This is a genomic window from Bacteroidota bacterium (assembly GCA_013360915.1).
In the GTDB taxonomy this organism is placed as follows: domain Bacteria; phylum Bacteroidota; class JABWAT01; order JABWAT01; family JABWAT01; genus JABWAT01.
In genome coordinates this window covers 156,512-178,489 of record JABWAT010000003.1, presented here as the reverse complement: position 1 = coordinate 178,489, position 21,978 = coordinate 156,512, and the positions used below count along the sequence as shown (strand labels likewise).

Below are 21,978 nucleotides of genomic sequence, written 5' to 3'. Positions count from 1 at the left end.
CAAACGCAGGTCACCGGCGGCATTCCCCTCTATACGCTTTCACACTATCATCACTCGTCTGAATCGCGGATTTACACGGATGAGTGGATTGCACCGAAACCATCCTCATAGAACAAGCCTTTTAAATGTCAGGCTTTTGCTGCCAAAATTGATTAACAATCCGACTTCCAGTTTGTACGCCTTTAAATAATTCAGAACCTGAGCCAGATGTACGTCTTCCTATTCGATAATGGCTTTTAATTCTACCAGGACTTTACCTTCTACAATAAAATCTGCTCTTCTGGTCCCAATCGGTTCGGTAAGCCTTTTATAAAATATTTCCTGTTCAATTTCTCTTGCATATTCCAATCCGGCCTGAGAAAACTCCCATGCTAAAGCTCTTTGGTAAATGACTTCCTGAAATCCATTTCCAAGAAACTTATGAACCTCAAATGAAGCTCCAATGATTTTTTCTGTTATTTCTCTGTACTTCAGTTCTTCTGCCATTTTATAAATCCGGGCAATCCTTTAATCGGTTTAATCCGTGATTCAGACAGCGGGAAAAAGAATAATAAACTCACTTCCCTCGCCCTCTCTTGTTTCCAGTTTTATCTCACCCCCATGTGCTTTCACAATATCATAGCTCAGACTCAATCCCAGACCGGTACCTTGTCCCGTGGGTTTGGTGGTAAAAAAGGGCTGAAAAATTTTATCCCGTATTTCACCAGGAATACCCTTTCCATTATCAGAAATCCGGATTTCGAAGTGATTGGTTTTCAGTCGGGTTTGAACAGTCACTTCCGGCTTATACCCATTAATATCTGCCTTTGATTTCTCGTGAACGGCGTAGAATGCATTGTTAATGATATTAAGTAATACCCGACCGATATCCTGTGCAACCAGATTCATGGCTGGCAAGGTGGCATCCAGATCCGTCCGGAATTCAGCGTTAAAGGATTTGTCTTTCGCCCGCAATCCATGGAATGACAGCCGCAGATATTCTTCAGCCAGGTTGTTCACATCAGTCAGGGTCCGTTCACCGGTTGCGGAGCGGGAATGTTCCAGCATGCCTTTCACAATACCGCTGGCCCGTTTTCCATGGTGGGAGATTTTTTCAAGATTTATCCGGATGTCCGCTGACAGGGCCTTTGCTTCCTCCAGATCGCCCTTTTCCAGTTCAGATTGCATTTCCTCCATCAGTTCATTGCTTATTTCGGAGAAATTGTTCACGAAGTTGAGCGGATTCTGAATCTCATGCGCAATTCCCGCTGTCAGTTCACCCAGCGAAGCCATTTTTTCGGATTGGATAAGCTGGGCCTGAGTCGATTTCAGGGTGGTGTATGCTTTTTCGATTTCCCTGGCCTGTTCAATTTCCCGGTCACGCACCTTTTCGCGTTCCAGCCGGACCAGGCGCTGACGCTGATACCGGTCTATCAGAAAGACCGCGCCAAAAAAGAGGAACGCATAGATACTGTAAGCCCACCAGGTCCGCCAGAAGGGCGGAGTAATCCGGATTTCCATGACCGCATCCGTATCAGAGTAAACGCCTTCTGCATTCACCGCACGGACCCTGAACGTATAATTTCCTGCAGGTAAATGCGTGTAATTCACGTACCGTCTGGTTCCGGCCTGAACCCATTCGTTTTCCAGTCCCTCCAATTTGTACTCATACCGGGTTTGCTGTGCGGAACGGTAATTGATGGCCACAAATTCGAACCCGATGGAATTATCGTCCCAGGCAAGGTCAATGGTGGCGGTTTGACTCTCTGTTTTTTCGAAACGGACCGGCATGTTTTGTTTTAAGAACCGGGTGATTAATACTTTCGGAATCACCTTTTCACCAGAAATCCCGGATGGATTGATCAGGTTTATCCCGGCCACACCTCCAAAAATCAATTCACCGCGACTGGTTTTAAAACGCGAGTTGTCGTTAAACCGGTACGCCTGAATTCCATCCTCCATCGTAAAATTCCGGAAGGATTTTTTTACCGGATCAAATCGTGAAATGCCTTTCAGTGTGCTCAGCCAGAGCAGCCCTTTATGATCAACCAGGATTCCCACAATGTTGGGGTCGGGCAACCCATCGGCATCATGAAAGACGGTAAACTGGTTGCCGGCTGAATCGAGCTTATTCAAGCCGTTGTTGGTTCCGACCCAGATGTTCCCTTCCGGATCCTCATTGACACAGTAAACCGCGTCACTGCTGAGACTGCCCGGATCTCCCGGTGCATTCCGGTAGGTTCGGAACCGGTTGGTCTCCGGATCATACCTGATTAATCCGGAGGGAAACGTGGCCCTGGGATCATACTGCATTTCCCGGGTTCCGATCCAGATGGCTCCCCGGCTGTCTTCGAACAGTGAAAACAGTGAATTACCACTCAATCCTTCCGGTGAACCATCTGCCTGCCAATTGGTAAACGTACCCGTTGTGCGGTTGTAGCGGCTCAGCCCGCTTGAAGTCGCAATCCATACCGTGTTCTTCCGGTCAATGAGGATGTCGGAAACAATGTTCCCGATCAGACTTTCCGGATTGCCCGGTTCATTGATAAACTTTTCGAGTTTCCCGGTTTTCGGATGGTACCTGGCACACCCCTGTCCCCGGTATCCGAACCAGACATTGCCATCCAGATCTTTCCGAATGGCGAACACCCGGCCATCTCCCGATCTCGGATCGGTTCTTTCTATTTTCTTTTTGATGTTCGTTTTCCGGTCCCATTCAATAAAACCAGTCCCATCCAGACCCAGCCATAAGACATCTTCTTTCACTTCTTCGATGGCGTAAAAGTTATTTACAAAATCGAACGGATTATCGGGATCCACATTCATCATTCCCATCTGCCAGCGGTTGCGGTCGGCCTTGTTCAGGCCACGCGAGGTTCCCACCCACAGGTTATTGTCTTTGTCTTCGAAAACGGATTCACAATAGCCCCAGGTTAAGCTGGTGGGGTTGTTGGGTTGGTAAGTATACCTGGTAAACAGCCCGGTTTTCTCATTGAATTTATGAAGGCCCATATAGGCAGACTGATTATAGGTTGTCACCCAGATGGTCTGGTCTTCCGATTCCATGATATCCGAAATGACATTCCAGAACTCCGGCTGATCCTTCTTGTGGTACTGGTAGAAGACGGATGTGGCCGTGGTTGGATTGTACCGCATGAGTCCATGGTTCGGCATGAACCCAACCCAGATGTCCCCTGTTGAGCTCACCTTTACTTTTGATACATTCCGGGAAGGAAACGTCGCTACTGTCGGATTTTCGTCGCTCAGGAACCGGGGGGTTTTGGTATGACTGTCAAACGTGATTAATCCCCTGTTTCTCGATCCGATCCAGAGAAGTCCGTCCTGATCGGCCGAGATGGAGCTGATGGTTACCCCCGTTAACGAATTTGCATTTGCTGGCGATGACCATTCACTGATCACCGATCCGGTTTCCGGATCCAGTTCAGCCAAACCCTGATCGGTTCCGATCCAGAGTTTTCCGGAAGCAGTTTCATGAATGGCACTGATCGAGTTACCGGGAAGTGACGCCGGATTCCCCGGACGATGATAATAATTCAGAAAGTCCCCGTTGACCGGATCAAACCGGCTCAGTCCGTTCTGAGTGCCCACCCAGATCAGACCGGACGGGTCAACGTGGAGTACATTCACCCGGTTGTTTGAAAGGGAATGCGGGTTACCGGGAATGTTCCGGTAGGTTACAAAGTCATAGCCATCAAAGCGGCTTAATCCGGAAGCAGTTCCGACCCAGATATAACCATCGGTGTCCTGAGTAATGGCCGTGACCCAATTGGAAGCCAGTCCGTTTTCGATGGTGAATCGTTCGAAACGGAGGTTTTCAGCGGGCTGTGCCGAAAGCGATACGGAAGCGGAGATGCACAAGGCCGCTACGAAGAGACGAAGGAGAAGATTGTTCATTTTAAAAGGGACTGAAAGGTTAAATCCGGAAACTTAAAATTGGTCTGTGAGAAGGAGGCCGGCCGGTTGCTTACAGCCAGTATCCTGAACCTTCCGGGAACATTCTCCTCCCCGGGGAACAGAAAAAATCAGGGCTTCCGTTCAGACCTAAAGTATGAACTGTGATGAGGGGGAACAAAAGGCGGGTCAGATGGAGGGGCGTTTTTAAATGGTCAGGGGCGTGGACAGGACAACTTATTTCCAACCTGAGGGATATAATTCCGGCCAAAACCACCAGCCGGAGGCAATCGGGATTTCAATACGGAGGTTACCGCTATACGGCTCTTCTCTTCCTCTGTTCGGACCATTGGCTACGAAGATGTCACCGCTACGCGGCTCCAATTCCTCCGAATGCTATTTGCTGCAACCGGGATGTCTCCGCTACACGGCTGAAATGCAAAAACAACCGGCTCCAACGATTTTGGAGGGGCGTTGCCCTGACATCTTCGTAGAAAAAACACATTCGGCATGACCCCTAAAAGGGGCGTAGCCCTGACATCTTCGTAGAAACTGATTTCCAACCTGAGGGATATAATTCCGGCCAAAACCACCAGCCGGAGGCAATCGGGATTTCAATGCAGAGGTTACCGCTATGCGGCTCTTCCTCTTCCTCTGTTCGGACCATTGGCTACGAAGATGTCACCGCTACGCGGCTCCAATTCCTCCGAATGCTATTAGCTGCAACCGGGATGTCTCCGCTACCCGGCTGAAATGCAAAAACAACCGGCTCCAACGATTTTGGAGGGGCGTAGCCCTGACATCTCCGTAGAAAAAACAGATTCGACAAGATCCCTAAAAGGGACGTAGCCCTGACATCTTCGTAGACAGCAATTCCGAGTACAACCGGTTTCCATCGGCATCGTACACCTGAATCCAGGCACGGGAATCCGACAGATGAAGGGTCATGAAACCAAGATTGGTGGCCGCAAAGCGGGTCCGGGCGGACCAGGTCACCGAGCGGCTTTTTCCGGCTGCGCCCGAGATGACGTGCCAGACGGTGGGTTGCGGATCCATCACCTCGAGATGATGGTCGTGCCCAGTTGCATACAGAAGCACTCCGGCCTTTTCGAGTCGGCGGGACAGCATTTTTTGAAGTACAGCATTGTCGCCATGCTCACCGCCGGTGTAAAGCGGATGGTGTGCAAAAACCACCTGATAGCGAACCGGACTGCTGGTTAAAACGGAATCGAGCCAGGACAGCTGCTGCGTGGTATCCGTCTCATCCAGAAGAAGATTCGTATCCAGACCGATCAGGCGCACACTGTCACCCGGCTGAATCGCCACCGTACGGGTGTAGTAACGATCCGGCATGATCCACCGGGGATTCCGGGAAGAATACTCCACCTGGGCCTGCTCATTCAGAATATAATCGTGGTTTCCCAGCACTGCATAAAAGGGAATCTGAAGCGCCGGGTCGGTGTAAACGTCGGTAAAGGCGGACTCCCATTGGCTGTCCGTCACGCTGGTCACACCAAATTCATAGAAATTATCACCCAGGTAGAGTACACCGCCTGCAGGATATTCCCGGGCCACTTTCGCCATGCCGGCTGCCACACGGTGCTGATGGGCATTTCCCGTACCGGCATCTCCAGCCAGTAAAAAAGTCAGAACCTGTTCCCCCGGTTCCGGGCGGATTTCCTGCGTCTGAACCGGCTTTGCCTGTTTCACAACGGCCGAACCAGTGGAATCTTCGAGCAAGGCGCAGCCGGTAAGCCCCGCCGCAACCATCAGCAACCCAGGAACGGACTTAGTAATAGTCATAGTAATACTCTGACTTCTTCACCGAAATATCCTGAAGCTGAGGTGCTTTCACGTGAATATTCAGCATGTAGTAACTGTAACTGCCCGAAGGAACCCAGGTAAAATCCATGGACCAGCAATGCAGATCCCGGAACACGGTAATCCGGGGAACGGTGAACTCGTCGTTAATCAGATCGTAACCGCCATCGAATCCCATTTTCCAGTTATCGGTCAGGGAGAAATCGAGCGAACCGGTTACAAACGCATTTTTCGACTTTACCGACGGACTCGGTGTGCTGATGCTGTAAGAGCCGTTCAGCGACACATTCCAGGGAATATCAAAATCAACGTTTCTCAACTGACGCCGGCGTTCTTCAGCAGGTGAAACCGGTGCACGCAGCGGATTGGTTTCATCGGTTTCCTTCTGGTAACTGAGACGGTCGGTGTTCTTCTTCTTCTCGGCTGAATACGAATAACTGAAAGAGAAAAACTGACTGACCGACCGAAGAATTCCTTCGTTCTTTTCCCACAGGGTGAACCGCGTCAGCCGATCCACCGGCTGCCCCAACGCATTCACCGAGGTGGCATAGTAATAAGGCGTGTAAGAACTTGAATACTGCAGACTCAGCGACCCGATGGACGTTCCGGCTGAAACCGACAGGTTCGACCAGTTGAGCGAGTCGGCTGCAAAATTATAAGCCGAAGACAGATTCAGATACCGGATCAGCTGGATCACTTCATCCTTGCCTGCTTTTCCGTTTTCATCGGGCTTGCCCTTCAGTTTCATTTCGAATGTATTTCCCAATCCGAAGGCCAGCGATTGTGTTTTTCCGCGACCCGGTCCGCCGATGATGCTGCCTTCAAACTGCGAATACGTCAGCTGACGGCCGGCTGTATCAGAAACGGTTTTGTAATAGCCCCAGTACGGATCGGAAAAATCGGGCGTGTAGGTAAATCCCATGGTCGGCTGCAGCACGTGACGGAATCCGGTAACGGACCCGAATTGCGGCTGAATGATTCCATACAAACGGGTGGATGCCGACACGCCGGTCGAGAAAGTCCGTGCAGAAGCAAAGCCTTCCTTTTTCTCAGTCAGGAACTGATTGGTGGTCGGATCCAGTTTCTTTTCTATGGTCCGGAAATACCAGTATTCGGCGTAGGAAAAGGACGGATTAATGGTCACATACGGTCCGAGAGAAAACGGAATGTTGATGGATGGCGAATGCCGGATTCCGTTATCCATGGTGGATTGATAGGTCGAATCGGTCCGGTTGAACACTTTCTGATTCCGGTTGGTGAAGAAACCGTTGTAACCGAGGGTGATCCGTTCGTACCAGGATTGCTGGCTGGCGGGTTTGTCGGGGTCCCGGAAAGGGGTGGTGGACTGACGGTAAATCTGCACGGTCGGGAACGTCTGGTAATACTCTTTGGTGATGATATTCTGGTTCCGCGAAAATCCGACGTTGGCACTCCAGGGTGAATCTTCAAATTTATGGGAGTAGTTGGCGTTGGAAATGATTTCCTGCGTCACCAGTTCATCGGGTTTAAAGGATGTCCGGCGCAGATAGTTGTCGCTCGAGAAATTCACATTGGCATCGAGCTGCTGGTACGGATTGAACTCCTGATGGTGATTCCAGTACAGTTTGTATCCATCCGATTCGGAATAGTCGGGATCACTGGTTTCTCCGGCAATGTCCTTTGTGTAGCCAGCCTGGAGTGATCCGTAAAAATCATACCGCTTGTTGTAGGAAAAATCGGAATAGAGATTGTATCCGCCCTTCGAATACAGATCCCCGGTCAGCGCCAGATCGGTGTAATCACTCAGCGCCCAGTAATAACCGCCCCCCCGCAGGAAAATACCACGGATGGCCGATTCGCCGTATGCGGGCGGAATAATCCCTGACTGACGGCCGGTCCGGTTGGGCAAAATGGCAAAGGGAAGTGCAAAGACCGGCACTTCATTCACTTTCAGCACCACCGGCCGTGCAATGATTTTATCGCGGATGAGCAGTTTCATTTCCTCGCCCCAGAAATGGAAATGCGGTTCGTCGCGGTCACAGGTGGTATAAATGCCATCAGCGACGAACAACACGCCGGGCGTCACTTTCTTAATCTGATCACCCCGGTAAAAGCCATCCCCCATCTCGGTTTTCCCGGTCAGGACCCGGCCTTTTTTCGTTTTAAAATGGTAGTAGACGCGGGTTCCACGGTACTCTTCACCCGAATCGGTGAATTCGGGGTAACCAGCCGTTGCCCCGGATGAATCGGGTGCACCGTCTGCCGTGAGCATGGAGGTTGTCCAGTCGATATTGATCCGGTTGGCTTCCAGATTGACGGCCCCGTAAGTCAGGGTGGAAGGTCCGTACATGTCCATGGTTTTGGTCCCGAAGGAAAACCAGATGGAATCGGCGGACTGATACACGACCACCGTATCGAGTCCCGCCGGGGCAACCGCCGAATCGGCAGCAGCCAGTGAGAGTGAATCGGGTGGAACGAAAAGCGAATCGTTAAGAGCCGGTGCGGAACCGGTGACTTCCTGAGCCTGACTTTGAAGAACCAGCAGCAGGCCGGCCAGAACAAGGGAAAGTCGTCCGGTCATGATCAGCGGGTGGAAAAGGAATCCAGATTGCGCCGGATCTGACTGAGGTGAACGGTCACATGCCGGATGTACAAGTCGAGCACAGCCGTTAATGTCATGGTTCCGCGCTCGGGATGCTCAATCGTACGGCTGAAAGCCTCGGCTGGCAATGATTTCAGAACCTCCACGGTTGAATCGCGCAGGGCGTTAAACAGCGTCAGGGCCAGGTTGATATCCTGATGGGCATAATCCGCCTCGCGGGCCCAGGCATCCTGATCGTAGGCAAACACTGCTGATCCCGGTTCTGCAATGGCCCGGCGGATCCGGGTGAATCCAACTGCTTCGGCTTCCGCCAGATGAACCAGAATTTCCCGTATGGTCCACTTGCCGGGTGCCGGGCGGTAATCGACCGAACCATCGGGAAGGGTCGCCACCAGCTTTACCAGTTCATCGGGACCGGCAGCATACCGGCCGATCAGGTCTGGGACGGCGCTCATCAGCTTTTAAACACCAGACCAGCAGCCCCCAGCACACCTGCCTGATTGCCCAGACTGGCCGGTATCATTTTAAAAGCAGACCGCATAGGAGCCAGGGCATGACTTTTTACATAATGCTCGGCCGGACGGAAAATATGGTCACCGGCACCGGCCACACCGCCACCGATAATAAACGTGCGGATATCAAGAATGTGCATGATCGAAGTCAGCCCCACGCCCAGCAGATGTCCCGTCCGGTTCAGGACGGTGATTGCCAGTTCATCGCCGCGGACTGCCAGATGAGCAAGATCCTTCACTTCCAGCGCACGTTCGGCCAGAATGTCGTGAACCGGCGAGGAATGATACTTGTCCTTGATTTCCATGGCGTAATCGATGATATATCGCTGACCGATGTAACGTTCCAGGCAGCCTTTGTTGCTGCAGTTACAGGTCGGTCCGTTGTGATCGATGGAAATATGGCCGATTTCGCCGGCTGCCCCGAACACCCCGCGGTAGATTTTTTTATCGATGACGATTCCGCCGCCCACACCGGTTCCGAGTGTCACCATGACAAAACTCGGCACATCCATACCGGCGCCGTAAATTCCTTCACCAAGCGCCGCCACGTTGGCATCGTTTTCCACAAAAGCCGGCAGACCGGTGGCTTCGGCCACCATATCACCCAGCCGCACAATTCCCCATCCTTTCAGATTGGGCGGGAAGGAAACCGTACCACCATCGAGCGCCACAGTACCCGGCACCCCGATTCCGGTTCCCACCACACGAACCGAAGGAAACCGGGTTTTCACATCACGGAAATAATCCGAGATCTGACCAACCGTCACATCCGGATCCTTGTCACCGTAAGTCAGAACCGAGGTCTGGTCGAGAATCTCGCCGGATTCAGACACCAGGGCCAGTTTGATAGACGTGCCGCCGATGTCGACACCAAGAGCCGCTTTCATGGATTAATCCTTTCTTTTAGGCTGATACCGGGTTTTCCAGAGCCAGGCCAGCCGTTCTGCAAATGTTTTTTCCTTCCCGTATTCACCCGGCTGATAAAAGGGTTTTGGGGTATAACCGGGCGGAAAGTAGGATGCGTGTACAAAATGATGGTCATACGAATGCGGATACTCATACCCGCTGCCGAATCCCTCCTCCTTCATCAGGCGGGTGGGCGCATTCCGTAAGTGAAGCGGAACCGTGGTGGGTACGCCGCTGCGAATTTCCGAAAGTGCGGCATCAATCGCAAGGTAAGCCGAGTTGGACTTCGGGCAGCTGGCCAGGTAGGTAACGCCCTGTGACAGATTGATCCGCGCCTCGGGCATACCGATCAGTTCCACTGCCTGAAACACCGACACCGCCAGTGTAAGGGCAAAGGGATCGGCATTGCCCACATCCTCACTGGCAAACACCACCATCCGGCGCGCAATGAAACGGGGATCTTCCCCGGCTTCAATCATTTTAGCCATCCAGAACAGGGCGGCATCCGGATCGGAACCCCGCATGGATTTGATAAAGGCCGAGATGGTGTCGTAATGGTTATCGCCCGACTTGTCATACTGCGGGGTTTTCTGCAGAAGCGCCTTTTCGAAAACCTCCCGTGTGAGATGAACCTGCTTCAGTCCCGGTTGCCAGGCGAGCGGAAAGGCCAGTTCAATGGCGCGCAGGGCCGTTCGGGCATCCCCGGCCGCCAGCCTGAAGAGCGCATCCCAATCCTCCACGGTCACGGTCATGCCGGCAAACAGCTCGTCTTTTTCAAAGGCACGCTCGGCCACCTGTCTGATTTCATCCGGCGACAGCAGCGTCAGCCGGTACACCTGGCAGCGGGAAATCAGCGCCGGATTCACTTCAAAGGATGGATTCTCGGTGGTCGCTCCCGTCAGACTGATGATGCCGGTTTCCACCGCGTGCAGCAGCGCATCCTGCTGGTTTTTATTAAACCGGTGGATTTCATCGATAAAGACCATCGTCCGTTCACCCGACCGTTTCCGCATGGACGCCCGCTGAATCACCTCGCGCACTTCCTTCACGCCGGCTTCAATGGCCGAGAGCCGCTCGAACCGGTAGCGCAATTCACGGGCAATGGCCAGCGCCAGCGTGGTTTTTCCCACGCCGGGCGGACCCCAGAAAATCATGGATGGGCAGTCCCCGGCCCCGATCAGCCGCCGGATGGGTCCGTCGGGTCCGATCAGATGCTGCTGACCGATGATGTCATCGAGGGTTTCCGGACGCAGCCGGTCGGGAAGCGGAGATCCGCCGGGAACCGGCGACTCGGTGGTTTCGAACAGTGTGGACTCAGACATGTCTGCCCGAAGGTAGCAAAAACCGGAACCGGGTTCCATTGTGCCGGCCGATAAGAACGCACAGACCGGATAGCCGAAGGTAATGAAATGTGGGCAGGACGCCTGTCCCCCGGGTTGAAAGACGGAAGACCGGACCGGTCCCCTGTTTCAGAGCTCGCCGCTCATGCGCAACAGAACCGATCCCAGCTTGCGGCCCGAGGCCACGTAGTCATAGGCTGAACCCACCTGGCTAATCGGATACTCCCGGTCAATGAGGGGATGGTAACGGCCGGCCGCCAGTTCCTGACAAAGCAGGTTTAAGGAATGCGGAATGTCGGAAGGAAACGGAAAGACCACCCGCCGGCCTCCGCCGATTCTGGTGATCAGCGGAAGAAACAGATTCTGACCGCCCGGACCGAGTTCAGAAGAGATATAAATGCCGCCCGGTTTCAGCAGGGATTTCAGTTCGCCGAAGGTGCGTTTCCCCACGGCATCGAAGATATAATCATACCGGTAAGGCAGATCGGTCAGGTTGGTTTCCTGATGGTTCAGCAGATCATCCGGCTTCAGAGATCCGACGGCTTCCAGACCATCCGGCCCGCACACGGCCGTCACCCGCACGCCCACCGGTTTCAGCAATTGAACCAAGGCAGAACCAATGGCACCACTCGCCCCGTACACCAGAGCCGACTGACCCGCCTGCAGATGGACTTTATTGAGGAAATTGATGGCGTAATGACCGCCCTCCATGCCCGCCACGGCCGATTCATACGAGATTCCCAGCGGAATGTGGGCTACCGGAGCCGACGGACCCAGAATCAGAAACTCTGCCTGCGAGGAACATCCGTTGTCTTCAAACCCCACCACGCGGTCTCCTACCCGGAACCGGGTGACCTGCGGACCCACTTTCTCAACCACACCGGCGAAATCGGTTCCCGGAATGGGTCGTCGCGGACGGTTCAGACCAGCCATCAGCCGCATCACCGCCGGACGCCCGGTCACCAGCGCCACATCGGACCGGTTTACCGTTGTCACCACCACCCGGCACCGGATCTCTCCCGGACCGGGCTCCTTCACAGGCCGTTCAGCAACTCCCACCTGCCCGGGTTCACAATACCGTTCACGATACGCAGCCAGCATGGCAGGCCCTCTCTTCTTAAGAAAAATAGCCGGGTATACGGATGGAAACGGGAAAAGGTTGTGGAGGGGGGAAGGTCGATGGGGTTTTTACAAAGTAGCCGGATGGTTTTCAGTCATTATTTATGTCTGACCGCAAGTCTTCAGCTGAGGTACTAAAAGCCGATACCTTGTACGTGCCGAGTAATTCAATAAACGAGCGTTTTGTGATTCCTGCCAACTCAGCAGCCTGACCAGCTGACAATCTTCCTTCTTCATACAGTCTCGTTGCAAGGATCATGGTGATGTCGAAATCCGTTAGTTCAACAGAATCAGGAAGCCTTAAGACAACGGTTCTCATGCCTTCTGTTTTCTGAAACAAATATTCCTGGTCATTCCAGTGTATCGGGTTGGATTGTTGAAGTGTATAACATCGGAATTGATCGGGAGAGCCCCCGTAAACTGAACAAATAAAGGCCCTGGATTTACCGCTCAGCGACCGGGCATTCAGGGCAGTTTCCAGAATCGTCTGGTCGCCGTAATGCTGCCGGATTTTCTTCCAATCCTCCCAAAGCCCATATTCCAATACCCGTTCAATCACATAGGAACGATGAAGGGTAAGATCCACCCGGGAACGATCAGTGTCCCAAAACAGCCAGGGAGACAGGTCTTGTGGTTGCATGGCAGGAAAGGTAACGGATGGCATCGACAATACCAATACCTGGCAGGTACCGAACGGACCTGTATGGTTTCAGCGAAAAGAAGATCCACTCCTGTAACCGGTGCATCAGTCTGTGCTCCGGTGATCACTGCTTCTTCTGCGTCCTTACCGACCGGGCAAAGTCAATGAGTCTTTGACTCCGGGCCAACCAGGCATACTGACCGGCCGACCGCAGCGATCCGTCCCGCAATCTCTCATAGTCTCTTTCTGACTGAAAGACGGTGCGGATGGCGGATTCCAGACTGGTGACGGAATCAGGAGTGTACAACTGCCCGCTCACTCCCGACTCAAGAACATCCGCCAGCGTGGGAAGATCGGGAGCAATGACCGGAAGGCCGCAGGAAAAGTAATCGAACACTTTGCTGGGCGATGTCACTGCTGCCGACCGGAAGGTGTTTGAATAGGCCGCCAGTCCCACAGACGCTTCCGTCATCAGGTAGGTCCGCATGTCTGCATGCGACATCCAGGGTTTCAGATCCACCACCGCTTCGAGATGCCAGGTCTTCACCCACTTTTCCACCACCGGAAAGTCGTCTGGCTTCAGTCCCAGCCAGGTAAACCGGATTCCCAGATCGCGTACATGGCTGAGGGCTTCGAACAGGACCGAGACCGACAGATGCGGTGTGTACCGGCCGGCATAGACCAACCGTTTTTGCTGATAGGCCCGTTCGGCCGGCCGCTGAAGCACGATACCATCCACCCCGGGCGAACCCAGCGGCAGCACAACCGACGGCAGATGATACCCATCGGACTGGTACAACGCCTGCTGCGGCGACGTGATGCAGATCAGTCCGTGAAAATGATTCAGAAACAGCCGTTCAGTCATCCCGTACTGACTGTCTGCAGACAGAACGCCCCCTCTGGGACGGGGAGGAAGCCCGGGAAGGGTTTTGGTCCCGTGATAGCCGTGTGTTTCGAACAGAAGCGTGATGCGCCTGTCCAGGGCATACGGAACCAGACGCGGAAGCAGATTGGTGTTGCGGGTGATAATCACCAGATCACGGGTCAGCTTCAGTTCACCGGCAATCACCTCGTTGACATACCGGTAAAACGCATCATTTTTCCCGAACAACGTCTTCTTCCTCTGGAACAGCCGGATCTGATAACCCGGGATGGAGTCCAGGCCGAAACGATCCTTCAGTATTTTTTGCGTATCACCGGGCTGATCATCCTGAATCAGAAGCGTCACCGGAATGCCGGTTTGAGCGAGTGACCAGGAGGACAGGGTGGAAATGGTTGCCATGGGACTGGCATCCTGCCAATTGAATTTGCTGATAAAAAGAATGCGCATGTGTCTGACATCCGGCTGCTGGTGACCGATTGCAAAAACCTCTGCAGGTCAATCAGGGTTCCGCCGCCGGCAAAGGTCTGTCTGTTAGTTGTCGGAAGGATGACCAGAATGAGAAGAAGACGTAAAGTTTGCGGGCGGAGTTTTCGCTGGCTTCAAAAGCCCGGGTGGCTGGATGTCAGTTCCAGCAGAAACTGGTCTGCAGTGCGTGGGTCTGTGGGTGCGGAATCCGTGTGCGACACATTTTCAAATTCATACCATGTGTGGTCAATTTCCGGGTCCCAGGCATACGCATAAATCAGCCGAATGCCGACCCGGTCGGGATAAAAATACTCACCATCAATCAGGGATTTTCTCATCCGTTCCCGGATGGTTTGTAAATCCAATCCTTCCGGGTTGGTAAACACCACGGAGCCGAATTGCTTGGTATTGGTAGCGTCCCGGTATAAATACTCAACCAAGATGTTCATTGTATAAATTTTTGGGTGGAGTGGTAGTATAAAAATTCTGGGTCGGGTGGAAACCGCTGAGGTTCTCTGATTTTTTTGCCATCAAATGGTTTAAAAAAGGAATCGATGGTCTCTCCATCATACAATTCTTTTATTTCTCCAGAAACTCGAATAGAGTAATCCGGTAAAATTGTTAGCAGTCCAAACTCAAAGGCCCGATCATGAAGTGCATTAATTGCAATTCCGTTTCTTGGATTCATCCTGTTTTTTTCATCATCTCCCCAGGGGCTAATATGCCCAGCAACCAATAAGGATGGGTGATTGATACCTGTAATACAACACGAACCATCGTAGGCTGCTAAAACCATTTTTCTAAAAAATTGTTGATTTACTCGTACCCTAACAAGGGATTCCTTTTCCTTTCCTTCAAGTGGTATTGTGAGGATATCCTGACTTGATGGTGATGCTTTGATTTCCCTATTTAATTCAAAATCGAATTGAGCAAGAATTTCCCATCTACCATAAAATTCGTCCCACACTTCTTTATCAAGTTTGCTTGCGTTAGAAGCCCCTTTTATTCCACGTAATTTTAAGGTGGGGTCAAGACTAGCCAAATTCACGAGTTTGTAGGATACTGATCCCGGTGTCCGATCAATTTTCTTTGCTAACGAAATTATTTCAGGATTTCGGTGATGTAATTTTCCAAATGGAATTTTTACATACAGTGAAATGGCTTGGATTAATTCATCTCTTGTCCAAAGACGTTGAGAAGATTTCATTGGAGGTCCTCAAATTCTTTCCAAAAATTAATGAATCTGTATTATAATTATGGTACAATATTTTTAATGTAGCTTCACATCCGCCATCCCTACCTCTCCCACATCATGGCCACCGGCATGGCCCAGACGGGTTTGCCGGCAACGGTTCCCATGGGCAGGCGGTGGGTTCCGTCGTAGAAAATCACACCACCCTGGAAGCGTTCACCGGCCCCCCCGGCCATTGAAGCAGAGACAGCGACATCCACCCTCATGGTCCTTCCCTTTTTATTTGCAACCAATCCACTAATTTCTGGAAAACGAGCCTTGAAAATTTGGAATTCATGTCTGGAATTTCTGTAATCTGTTCTGCCGAAAACAGGTAAATCAGCTTGTTCGGGCCATTTTTACACCCAATCGCGGGGGATGAGCAGGTGTGCGCGATTGGCCTCGGGAGAGCCCGGTTCCGGCTGATAGTGATACTCCCACCGCACACGGGGCGGCAGACTCATTAAAATGCTTTCTACCCGGCCATTGGTTTCCAACCCGAACAGCGTGCCCTTGTCGTACACCAGATTGAATTCCACGTAGCGTCCGCGCATGAGTTCGTGAAAATGCCGGTTGGCATCCGTCACCGGGTGGTTCTTCCGGCGGTGAAGGATGGGCAGGTAGCTTTCCGTAAATGAGGCACCCAATTCACCGATCCAGGCGAAGAGCCGGTCCCGGTCCCCGGTGAGATCATCGAAGAACAGTCCGCCGGCACCGCGGGTCTCCTTCCGGTGTCGGATGGTGAAGTACGCATCGCACTGCTGCTTGTAGCGGGGATACCAGTCCGGATCATACCGGTCACAAACGGCACGAAGGGTGCGGTGAAAATGCCGGATATCCTCCTCCTCGGCATACCAGGGCGTCAGATCGCATCCGCCGCCGAACCACCATCGATCACCGGGGAGTTCGAAGTACCGGTAATTGGCGTGTATGGTGGGAACGAACGGACTTTCCGGGTGGATCACCAGTGAAATGCCACAGGCGGCAAAGGGAACCGATTCCAGGTTGAGACGGCGGGCAATGGAGGGTGGCAGTTCGCCCGTCACCGCACTGGTGTTCACGCCCCCTTTTTCAATCACGGCCCCCCGCTCGAGCACGCGGGTCAATCCGCCCCCGCCAGAGGTATGTGACCACGAATCGGAGCCAAACCGGCCCCGGCCATCGGCCTGTTCCAATGCGCTGCAAATGGATTGCTGTAACTGCCGGCACCACGCCGACATGATCTCGAAAAACGGGCTGGGAGTCATGACTTAAAGATGCAGGAACCGCCGCCCTTTTTCCAATGCCGGTACCGGGGTGTATTTTTGGGGAAAGGAGATTGGAGATTGGTGAGTAGTGAATGGTGATTGGAAAAATCCGGACGTTGAGGCACTCGAAACGTCCGGTGAAAAACGGTGTATCCGAGCCGTGCCTCCGTTTATCGACGACCACCAAACGGACCATTCCCCAACTTAATAAGGGTAAATGACCACCTTTGGGTCCGTTAACACCTGTTTTCTGGAAAAACCCTTGTCGCCTCGATATCCGTCAGTGCCGGACTTTCAGAACCTCATCCTTGTGGCTTCGAGGGGTCATTGAGCGAAGTCGAAATGCAGCCACCGGATTCGGCACTCGGGGTCCGGGTTTTATTAATTTTGGTCCCAGCACTTCGACGGTGCTCAGTGACCAGGCAAAGTCGAAGGGCTGATCACTGATCTATGATTTCTGTTCTCTTAACTTTTAACCCGTAACTTTTAACTAAAGAACGATGTCCACAACGTACACAGCCGATTACCGATATTGCCGATCGATGCTTCCCAAGGTGTCGCGCACGTTCGCGTTGGTGATTTCCATTCTGTCGGGTGAGAAATTCAAAGCCATCCTGCTGGCGTACCTGCTCTGCCGCATCGCCGATACCATCGAGGATCATCCCGAGCTGCCCGCCGACCGGAAACAGGAATTGCTTGCCCTGTTCCTGAAATCGCTCCGGGAACCGGTTTCCGTCGATCCCATCCGCGATGCCTTTGAACCGTATCACACCGATGGTCCCGATGAGGAACTTACCTGGTCGGTTCACCGCGTCCTGGCCGTTTATCAAACGCTTTCCGACGGAATCCGAGTGGCCATGGTGCCCTCCATCGAGGAAATGATCCGGGGCATGGGAAAATTTCAGACCTTTCAGGTTAAACGGGATTCCATTACCGCCCTGCGCGATGTGGCCGAACTGGAAGAATACTGCTATTACGTGGCCGGTACGGTGGGCGTTCTGCTGACCAATCTGTTTGTGCAATTCATGCCGGCGCTCGATGCCAGCCGTCGCCAGACCATGGAACAGCGGGCCATTTCCTTCGGCATTGGTCTTCAGCTCACCAACATCATCAAGGATTACAACACCGATCTGCAGCGCGGATGGTGTTACCTGCCGCTCACCGTTCTGTCTTCGCACGGACTGACCCCCGAGCTGTTGCGTGATCAGCCCAACCATCCCGCCATTCATGGGGTGATTGAGGAGTTGCGTAACCTGGCCAGAAAGCACCTGCTGAATGCCCTCGATTACACGCTGGCAGTGCCACGGATGGAGCGGCAGATCCGTCTGTTCTGCCTCTGGCCGCTGCACATGGCCAATCAGACCCTGGCGGCCATCGATCGCAATTGCGGCCTGTTCACCGGCGGCACGGTGAAAATCACCCGGCAGGATGTGAAGCGGACGATCGTACGCACCAGTCTGGATTGGTTCAGCAACCGGCGGCAACTGGCCTATTTCCATCAGCACGCCTATCATTCGTTGATTCCATGATCCGCGAACTGGAACTGGCGGTTTCACCCGATGATATCGACAACCGGGACCGGATCCACCGGCAGGTGGCCGGCGCTCTCCAGGTTCCAACCAGCCGGATCACCTCCTGGCACATCCGCAAACGCTCGCTCGATGCCAGAAGCCGTCAACCCGTTTTCCGTCTGAAAGTCTCGGTGGCCCTCGATGAAGTGGTCGACTGGAATCCCGATTTCATGCCCGTGTACCGCGAGGTTCATTCAGCGCCCCGGGTTATTGTGATCGGATTCGGTCCGGCCGGGATGTTTGCGGCTTTGAACCTGCTTGAGCAGGGCATCCGGCCCATCGTGCTTGAACGGGGTTCCGACGTCCGCAGCCGCCGGAAGGATCTGCGGGCCATCCAACAGTTTAATACCGTGAATCCGGATAGCAATTACTGTTTTGGCGAAGGCGGCGCCGGCGCGTATTCCGACGGGAAATTATACACGCGGTCGGACAAACGAGGCAACATCCGTAAGGTGCTGGAAGTGCTGGTCGCCCATGGCGCCACCCCCGATATTCTGGTGGATGCCCATCCGCACATCGGATCGAACAAACTGCCCGGTGTGGTGGCAGCCATCCGGGAATCGATTTTATCGCATGGGGGCGAGATTCATTTTAACACCCGGGTAACCGGACTCATCCGGAAGGGAGACCGGCTGGCTGGTGTGCACACAGCGGATGGCGGTGAATTCACCGGTGAGGCGGTCATTCTTGCCACCGGTCACTCCGCCCGGGACATTTTCACACTGCTGGCGGAATTGGGCATCGCCATTGAAGCCAAGCCGTATGCACTCGGCGTCCGGATCGAGCATTCCCAATCGCTGATCGACCGGGTTCAATATAAATGCCAAACCTCGCGTCACCCGGCGTTACCGGCTGCCAGTTACAGTCTGGTTCATCAGGTGGATGGACGTGGTGTGTATTCCTTCTGCATGTGTCCGGGGGGAATTATCATTCCGGCGGCCACCAGTCCGGGCGAGATTGTGGTGAATGGCATGTCCATGTCGCGCCGCGATTCGAAGTTTGCCAATTCGGGCATGGTGGTTCCTGTCGATGAATCCGATTGGGCCGCAGCCGGATTTACCGGTGTTTTTGCCGGACTGGACTTTCAGCGGATGGTGGAACAGGCGTGTTTCCGGGCAGCCGGTGGCACCCAGCAGGCCCCGGGTCAGCGGGTGACCGACTTCTTTTCTGGTAAAGTATCCGCCAGCCTCCCGGCTACTTCCTACATTCCCGGCCTGACATCCGCCGATCTGAATGCGCTCCTGCCGGCGGCGATTTCGGCCCGGCTGAAGGCAGCATTGAAATATTTCGACGCTCAGATGCCCGGTTATGGGTCGGGTGATGCGTTACTGGTGGCCACAGAAAGCCGGACCAGTTCTCCCATCCGGGTTCCGCGCGATCCTGACTTGTTATCGCATCCCGAGCTGGTGAATCTCTTTCCCTGCGGCGAAGGGGCCGGGTATGCCGGCGGTATCGTATCCGCCGCCCTCGACGGGGAGCGGGTGGCTGTTGCTGCAGGAATGCTGGTTGGGAAGGGGAAGTAAAAACCCGGACCCCGAGTGCCGAATCCGGTAGCTGCATTTCGACTTCGCTCAATGACCCCTCGAAGCCACAAGGATGAGGTTCTGAAAGTCCGGCGCTGACGGATATAGAGGGGACAAGGGTTTTTTCCAGTTAACAGTTAAAAGCAGAAGTTAAAAGTTGTTACTTGTTACTGCCTGAAAAACGTTGACCGGTTCAGAATCTCTGTATAAAAAACGCCCCGAGGGGCGTTTTTTGTTGAAACATTCAGCCAAATGAAAGAAACGGCCTGCCCACGGAATCATGGGTGAGTTGAATCGCTCAGTTTAATTGAATCAAAGCGAATTTGAATAGATAAACGTGCCAGGATGAAACCGTTCATCCGGACTAAGCAACTTTTTCAGATCGGGATACTTCTCGCTGGGTTGATTGCTTTTACGGATTATAAGGTTGTACTGTAAACTTTGTGCCTTTTCTGTTGCCAATCCATTCAGATTCAGTTCTCCAAATTCATTCGAGACACTGGCGTTTTCAATTTTATTCTGCAGCGTCCAGCCTTCCGGAACACTGATGTTTATTTCCCTGCGATAAGAGAAGGGATAGGTAATGCTGATCGGCAAAACACGTTTTTCATTGTCCAATGAAAAACGTTTAATTGAAATGGGTGAAATTAATTCGTCCAGCTGAACCAACACTTCCTCGGGTGTGATGGTTGTCAGATTCTCAACGGAGTACTCAAACTCAACTATTAAGGAGGAGTCTGCTTCTGTAAGATTGGTAATCTTCGGTACAATATTTGAAGTGTTTTCGGTTCTAATGGAGAATTTTTCGAGGATTTTCTGATTTACCTCATATTTTTTCAGATCTTCTATTTCGCCGCGAAATTCAACAGCCGGTGATCCGGAGAAACGAAAAGACTCACTGACTTTAACAGAACCTTCCTCGTTAATAGTAAGATTGGATTTCTGAAGTATTTCATTTTGAATAATTTCATTTTCCGGAATTCTGATCATCAGCTCCTCCGTTTTTCCCTTCGTTTCTTTTGTAGCAATTGCTGCAGCCCTTGTAGGTGCCTTTGAAGAAAAGGAATTTTCCTTCTTACGAACAATCAATGCTGGTTGATCACTCAGATTATCAGGAAGAAACAGATAAGGAAATTGTTTCATATAGGGTATTGAATAAAGGGTATCCGATTCAACAAAAACTCTTAATGCGGGTACTTCAAATTCAAAAAAATTTATATAGGAATCATCATAGGAACCATTGGACCGATCATAAATCATAATAAAGTCTGACCGTATTCCCGCCTCACGAAGCAGCGACTGAGTAAGTCCGGTAATGTTCATTGGATTACCCTTTTTTGAATTCAATACATCGCTGAAATCTTTCCACTGGTTTCCCGATTCAACCGTAATCGTATTTCTTATATGCGTCAGTATGGCCCTTGCCTTTTCATGCGGACTATTAGCCTTCGCTGTCATTCCCTTCACACTATTTGAAAGAAAAAGATTAAACAGGAAGTTTTCATTTACAGCATATTCCTTATAAAAATCAGAGACCGATTCCCAGTCCTTGGGAGAGGCAAAATTACCAGCGTCAATATATAAACCACACTCAATAACCTTGATTTTCAGAGAAGGCACCATCTCCCGTCGATATGGAGAATAGGGCTCATTGACCCAGGCTGGTATGGAATTCAATCGAAAGGTGGTATTGATCTGATCTTTCTTCTCATCTACCTGTGTAGACACAGAGGAGGCAGGAATATTCTGTCGTTTATAGGCCACCTTCCACCAGGATGGATATGAAAAACAAAAAGTGTAATCCAGAATCGGAAACTCAGAGGTAAACACAAATTCTGACTCTACCAGATCCCTGAAAATCGCCGACTGCATATCATTTTTTAAATAGGAAAAATGCTCCTGAACTACCGTACCTTTTTGAACATTTGGATACGCGTATTTATATACCATGCTTCCATTTGCATCCTTTTCCTTTTTCAGAAGAGACATTCCAACTCTTTCAATGGTCCCATCCGGATGGGTAATTTTCAGACTGACCATCAATAATTTATCTGTTCCTTCACGAAATATGAAGGTGGAAAGTGCTTCGTTAGTCGGATTCAGAATCATGTATGACCGTTCAACATACCTCCTTCTTTCATGAGAAAATTCACCCCCTATAAAGTTTTTTGTAGCAGTAACCTCAAGAATGTTCCGGTAGGACAAAAACACACCGTCATCATTCGGATAAAGTTCCATTAGCTTGCCC

The 21,978-nt window shown here is 52.0% G+C and carries 17 protein-coding genes and 1 pseudogene; 2 read left to right on the top strand and 16 right to left on the bottom strand.

All coding sequences use genetic code 11. From position 1 onward, the window contains the following. Positions 1-105: 105 nt before the first annotated feature. The 15 genes and pseudogenes from HUU10_07075 to hemF all read right to left on the bottom strand — a co-directional run bounded on the left by HUU10_07075 (position 106) and on the right by hemF (position 16,636). Positions 106-486 (bottom strand): annotated as a pseudogene (locus HUU10_07075) (GxxExxY protein). Positions 487-528: 42 nt separating this feature from the next. Then, a complete protein-coding gene (locus HUU10_07070) occupies positions 529-3,894 on the bottom strand; it encodes a GHKL domain-containing protein (protein ID NUQ81358.1) in 3,366 nt (1,121 codons plus the stop codon). Between the two features lie 831 nt (positions 3,895-4,725). Next, entirely contained in the window at positions 4,726-5,694 is a 969-nt protein-coding gene (locus HUU10_07065; GenBank protein ID NUQ81357.1) for a metallophosphoesterase, read from the bottom strand. Next, positions 5,681-8,272, bottom strand: a complete 2,592-nt coding sequence (locus HUU10_07060; protein NUQ81356.1) for an LPS-assembly protein LptD — start codon at positions 8,270-8,272, stop codon at positions 5,681-5,683. The genes HUU10_07065 and HUU10_07060 overlap by 14 nt, the downstream gene beginning before the upstream one ends. 2 nt (positions 8,273-8,274) lie before the next feature. Continuing rightward, complete coding sequence (locus HUU10_07055; protein ID NUQ81355.1) at positions 8,275-8,748, bottom strand: DinB family protein; 474 nt, start codon at positions 8,746-8,748, stop codon at positions 8,275-8,277. Beyond that, positions 8,748-9,692 (bottom strand): ROK family protein, encoded by a 945-nt coding sequence (locus HUU10_07050; GenBank protein NUQ81354.1) that lies wholly within the window; start codon positions 9,690-9,692, stop codon positions 8,748-8,750. Before HUU10_07050 ends, HUU10_07055 begins: the two co-directional genes overlap by 1 nt. Positions 9,693-9,695: 3 nt before the next feature. Further along, entirely contained in the window at positions 9,696-11,033 is a 1,338-nt protein-coding gene (locus HUU10_07045; protein ID NUQ81353.1) for a replication-associated recombination protein A, read from the bottom strand. 147 nt (positions 11,034-11,180) lie between these two features. Beyond that, positions 11,181-12,152, bottom strand: a complete 972-nt coding sequence (locus HUU10_07040; GenBank protein ID NUQ81352.1) for an NAD(P)-dependent alcohol dehydrogenase — start codon at positions 12,150-12,152, stop codon at positions 11,181-11,183. Positions 12,153-12,261: 109 nt separating this feature from the next. Next, positions 12,262-12,489, bottom strand: a complete 228-nt coding sequence (locus tag HUU10_07035; GenBank protein NUQ81351.1) for a UPF0175 family protein — start codon at positions 12,487-12,489, stop codon at positions 12,262-12,264. A gap of 277 nt (positions 12,490-12,766) precedes the next feature. Continuing rightward, complete coding sequence (locus tag HUU10_07030; GenBank protein ID NUQ81350.1) at positions 12,767-12,916, bottom strand: hypothetical protein; 150 nt, start codon at positions 12,914-12,916, stop codon at positions 12,767-12,769. Positions 12,917-12,934: 18 nt separating this feature from the next. Continuing rightward, a complete protein-coding gene (locus HUU10_07025; protein NUQ81349.1) occupies positions 12,935-14,140 on the bottom strand; it encodes a glycosyltransferase in 1,206 nt (401 codons plus the stop codon). A gap of 152 nt (positions 14,141-14,292) precedes the next feature. After that, positions 14,293-14,607 carry a hypothetical protein gene (locus HUU10_07020; protein ID NUQ81348.1) on the bottom strand — a complete coding sequence of 105 codons (315 nt, stop codon included), beginning with the start codon at positions 14,605-14,607 and terminating at the stop codon, positions 14,293-14,295. Continuing rightward, complete coding sequence (locus tag HUU10_07015) at positions 14,604-15,365, bottom strand: HNH endonuclease (GenBank protein NUQ81347.1); 762 nt, start codon at positions 15,363-15,365, stop codon at positions 14,604-14,606. Before HUU10_07015 ends, HUU10_07020 begins: the two co-directional genes overlap by 4 nt. Positions 15,366-15,454: 89 nt before the next feature. Continuing rightward, complete coding sequence (locus HUU10_07010) at positions 15,455-15,616, bottom strand: hypothetical protein (protein ID NUQ81346.1); 162 nt, start codon at positions 15,614-15,616, stop codon at positions 15,455-15,457. Positions 15,617-15,748: 132 nt separating this feature from the next. Further along, positions 15,749-16,636, bottom strand: a complete 888-nt coding sequence (gene hemF / locus HUU10_07005; GenBank protein NUQ81345.1) for an oxygen-dependent coproporphyrinogen oxidase — start codon at positions 16,634-16,636, stop codon at positions 15,749-15,751. A gap of 500 nt (positions 16,637-17,136) precedes the next feature. Between hemF and HUU10_07000 the strand changes: the two genes are divergently transcribed. Continuing rightward, the gene (locus HUU10_07000) at positions 17,137-18,165 is read left to right on the top strand and encodes a phytoene/squalene synthase family protein (GenBank protein NUQ81344.1); all 1,029 of its coding nucleotides are present in this window, start codon (positions 17,137-17,139) and stop codon (positions 18,163-18,165) included. Then, positions 18,162-19,730, top strand: a complete 1,569-nt coding sequence (locus HUU10_06995; GenBank protein ID NUQ81343.1) for an FAD-dependent oxidoreductase — start codon at positions 18,162-18,164, stop codon at positions 19,728-19,730. Before HUU10_07000 ends, HUU10_06995 begins: the two co-directional genes overlap by 4 nt. A 312-nt stretch (positions 19,731-20,042) precedes the next feature. Here the strand turns inward: HUU10_06995 and HUU10_06990 are convergent, their stop codons facing one another. Beyond that, positions 20,043-21,839 carry a DUF3858 domain-containing protein gene (locus tag HUU10_06990; GenBank protein ID NUQ81342.1) on the bottom strand — a complete coding sequence of 599 codons (1,797 nt, stop codon included), beginning with the start codon at positions 21,837-21,839 and terminating at the stop codon, positions 20,043-20,045. Between the last annotated feature and the right edge of the window lie 139 nt (positions 21,840-21,978).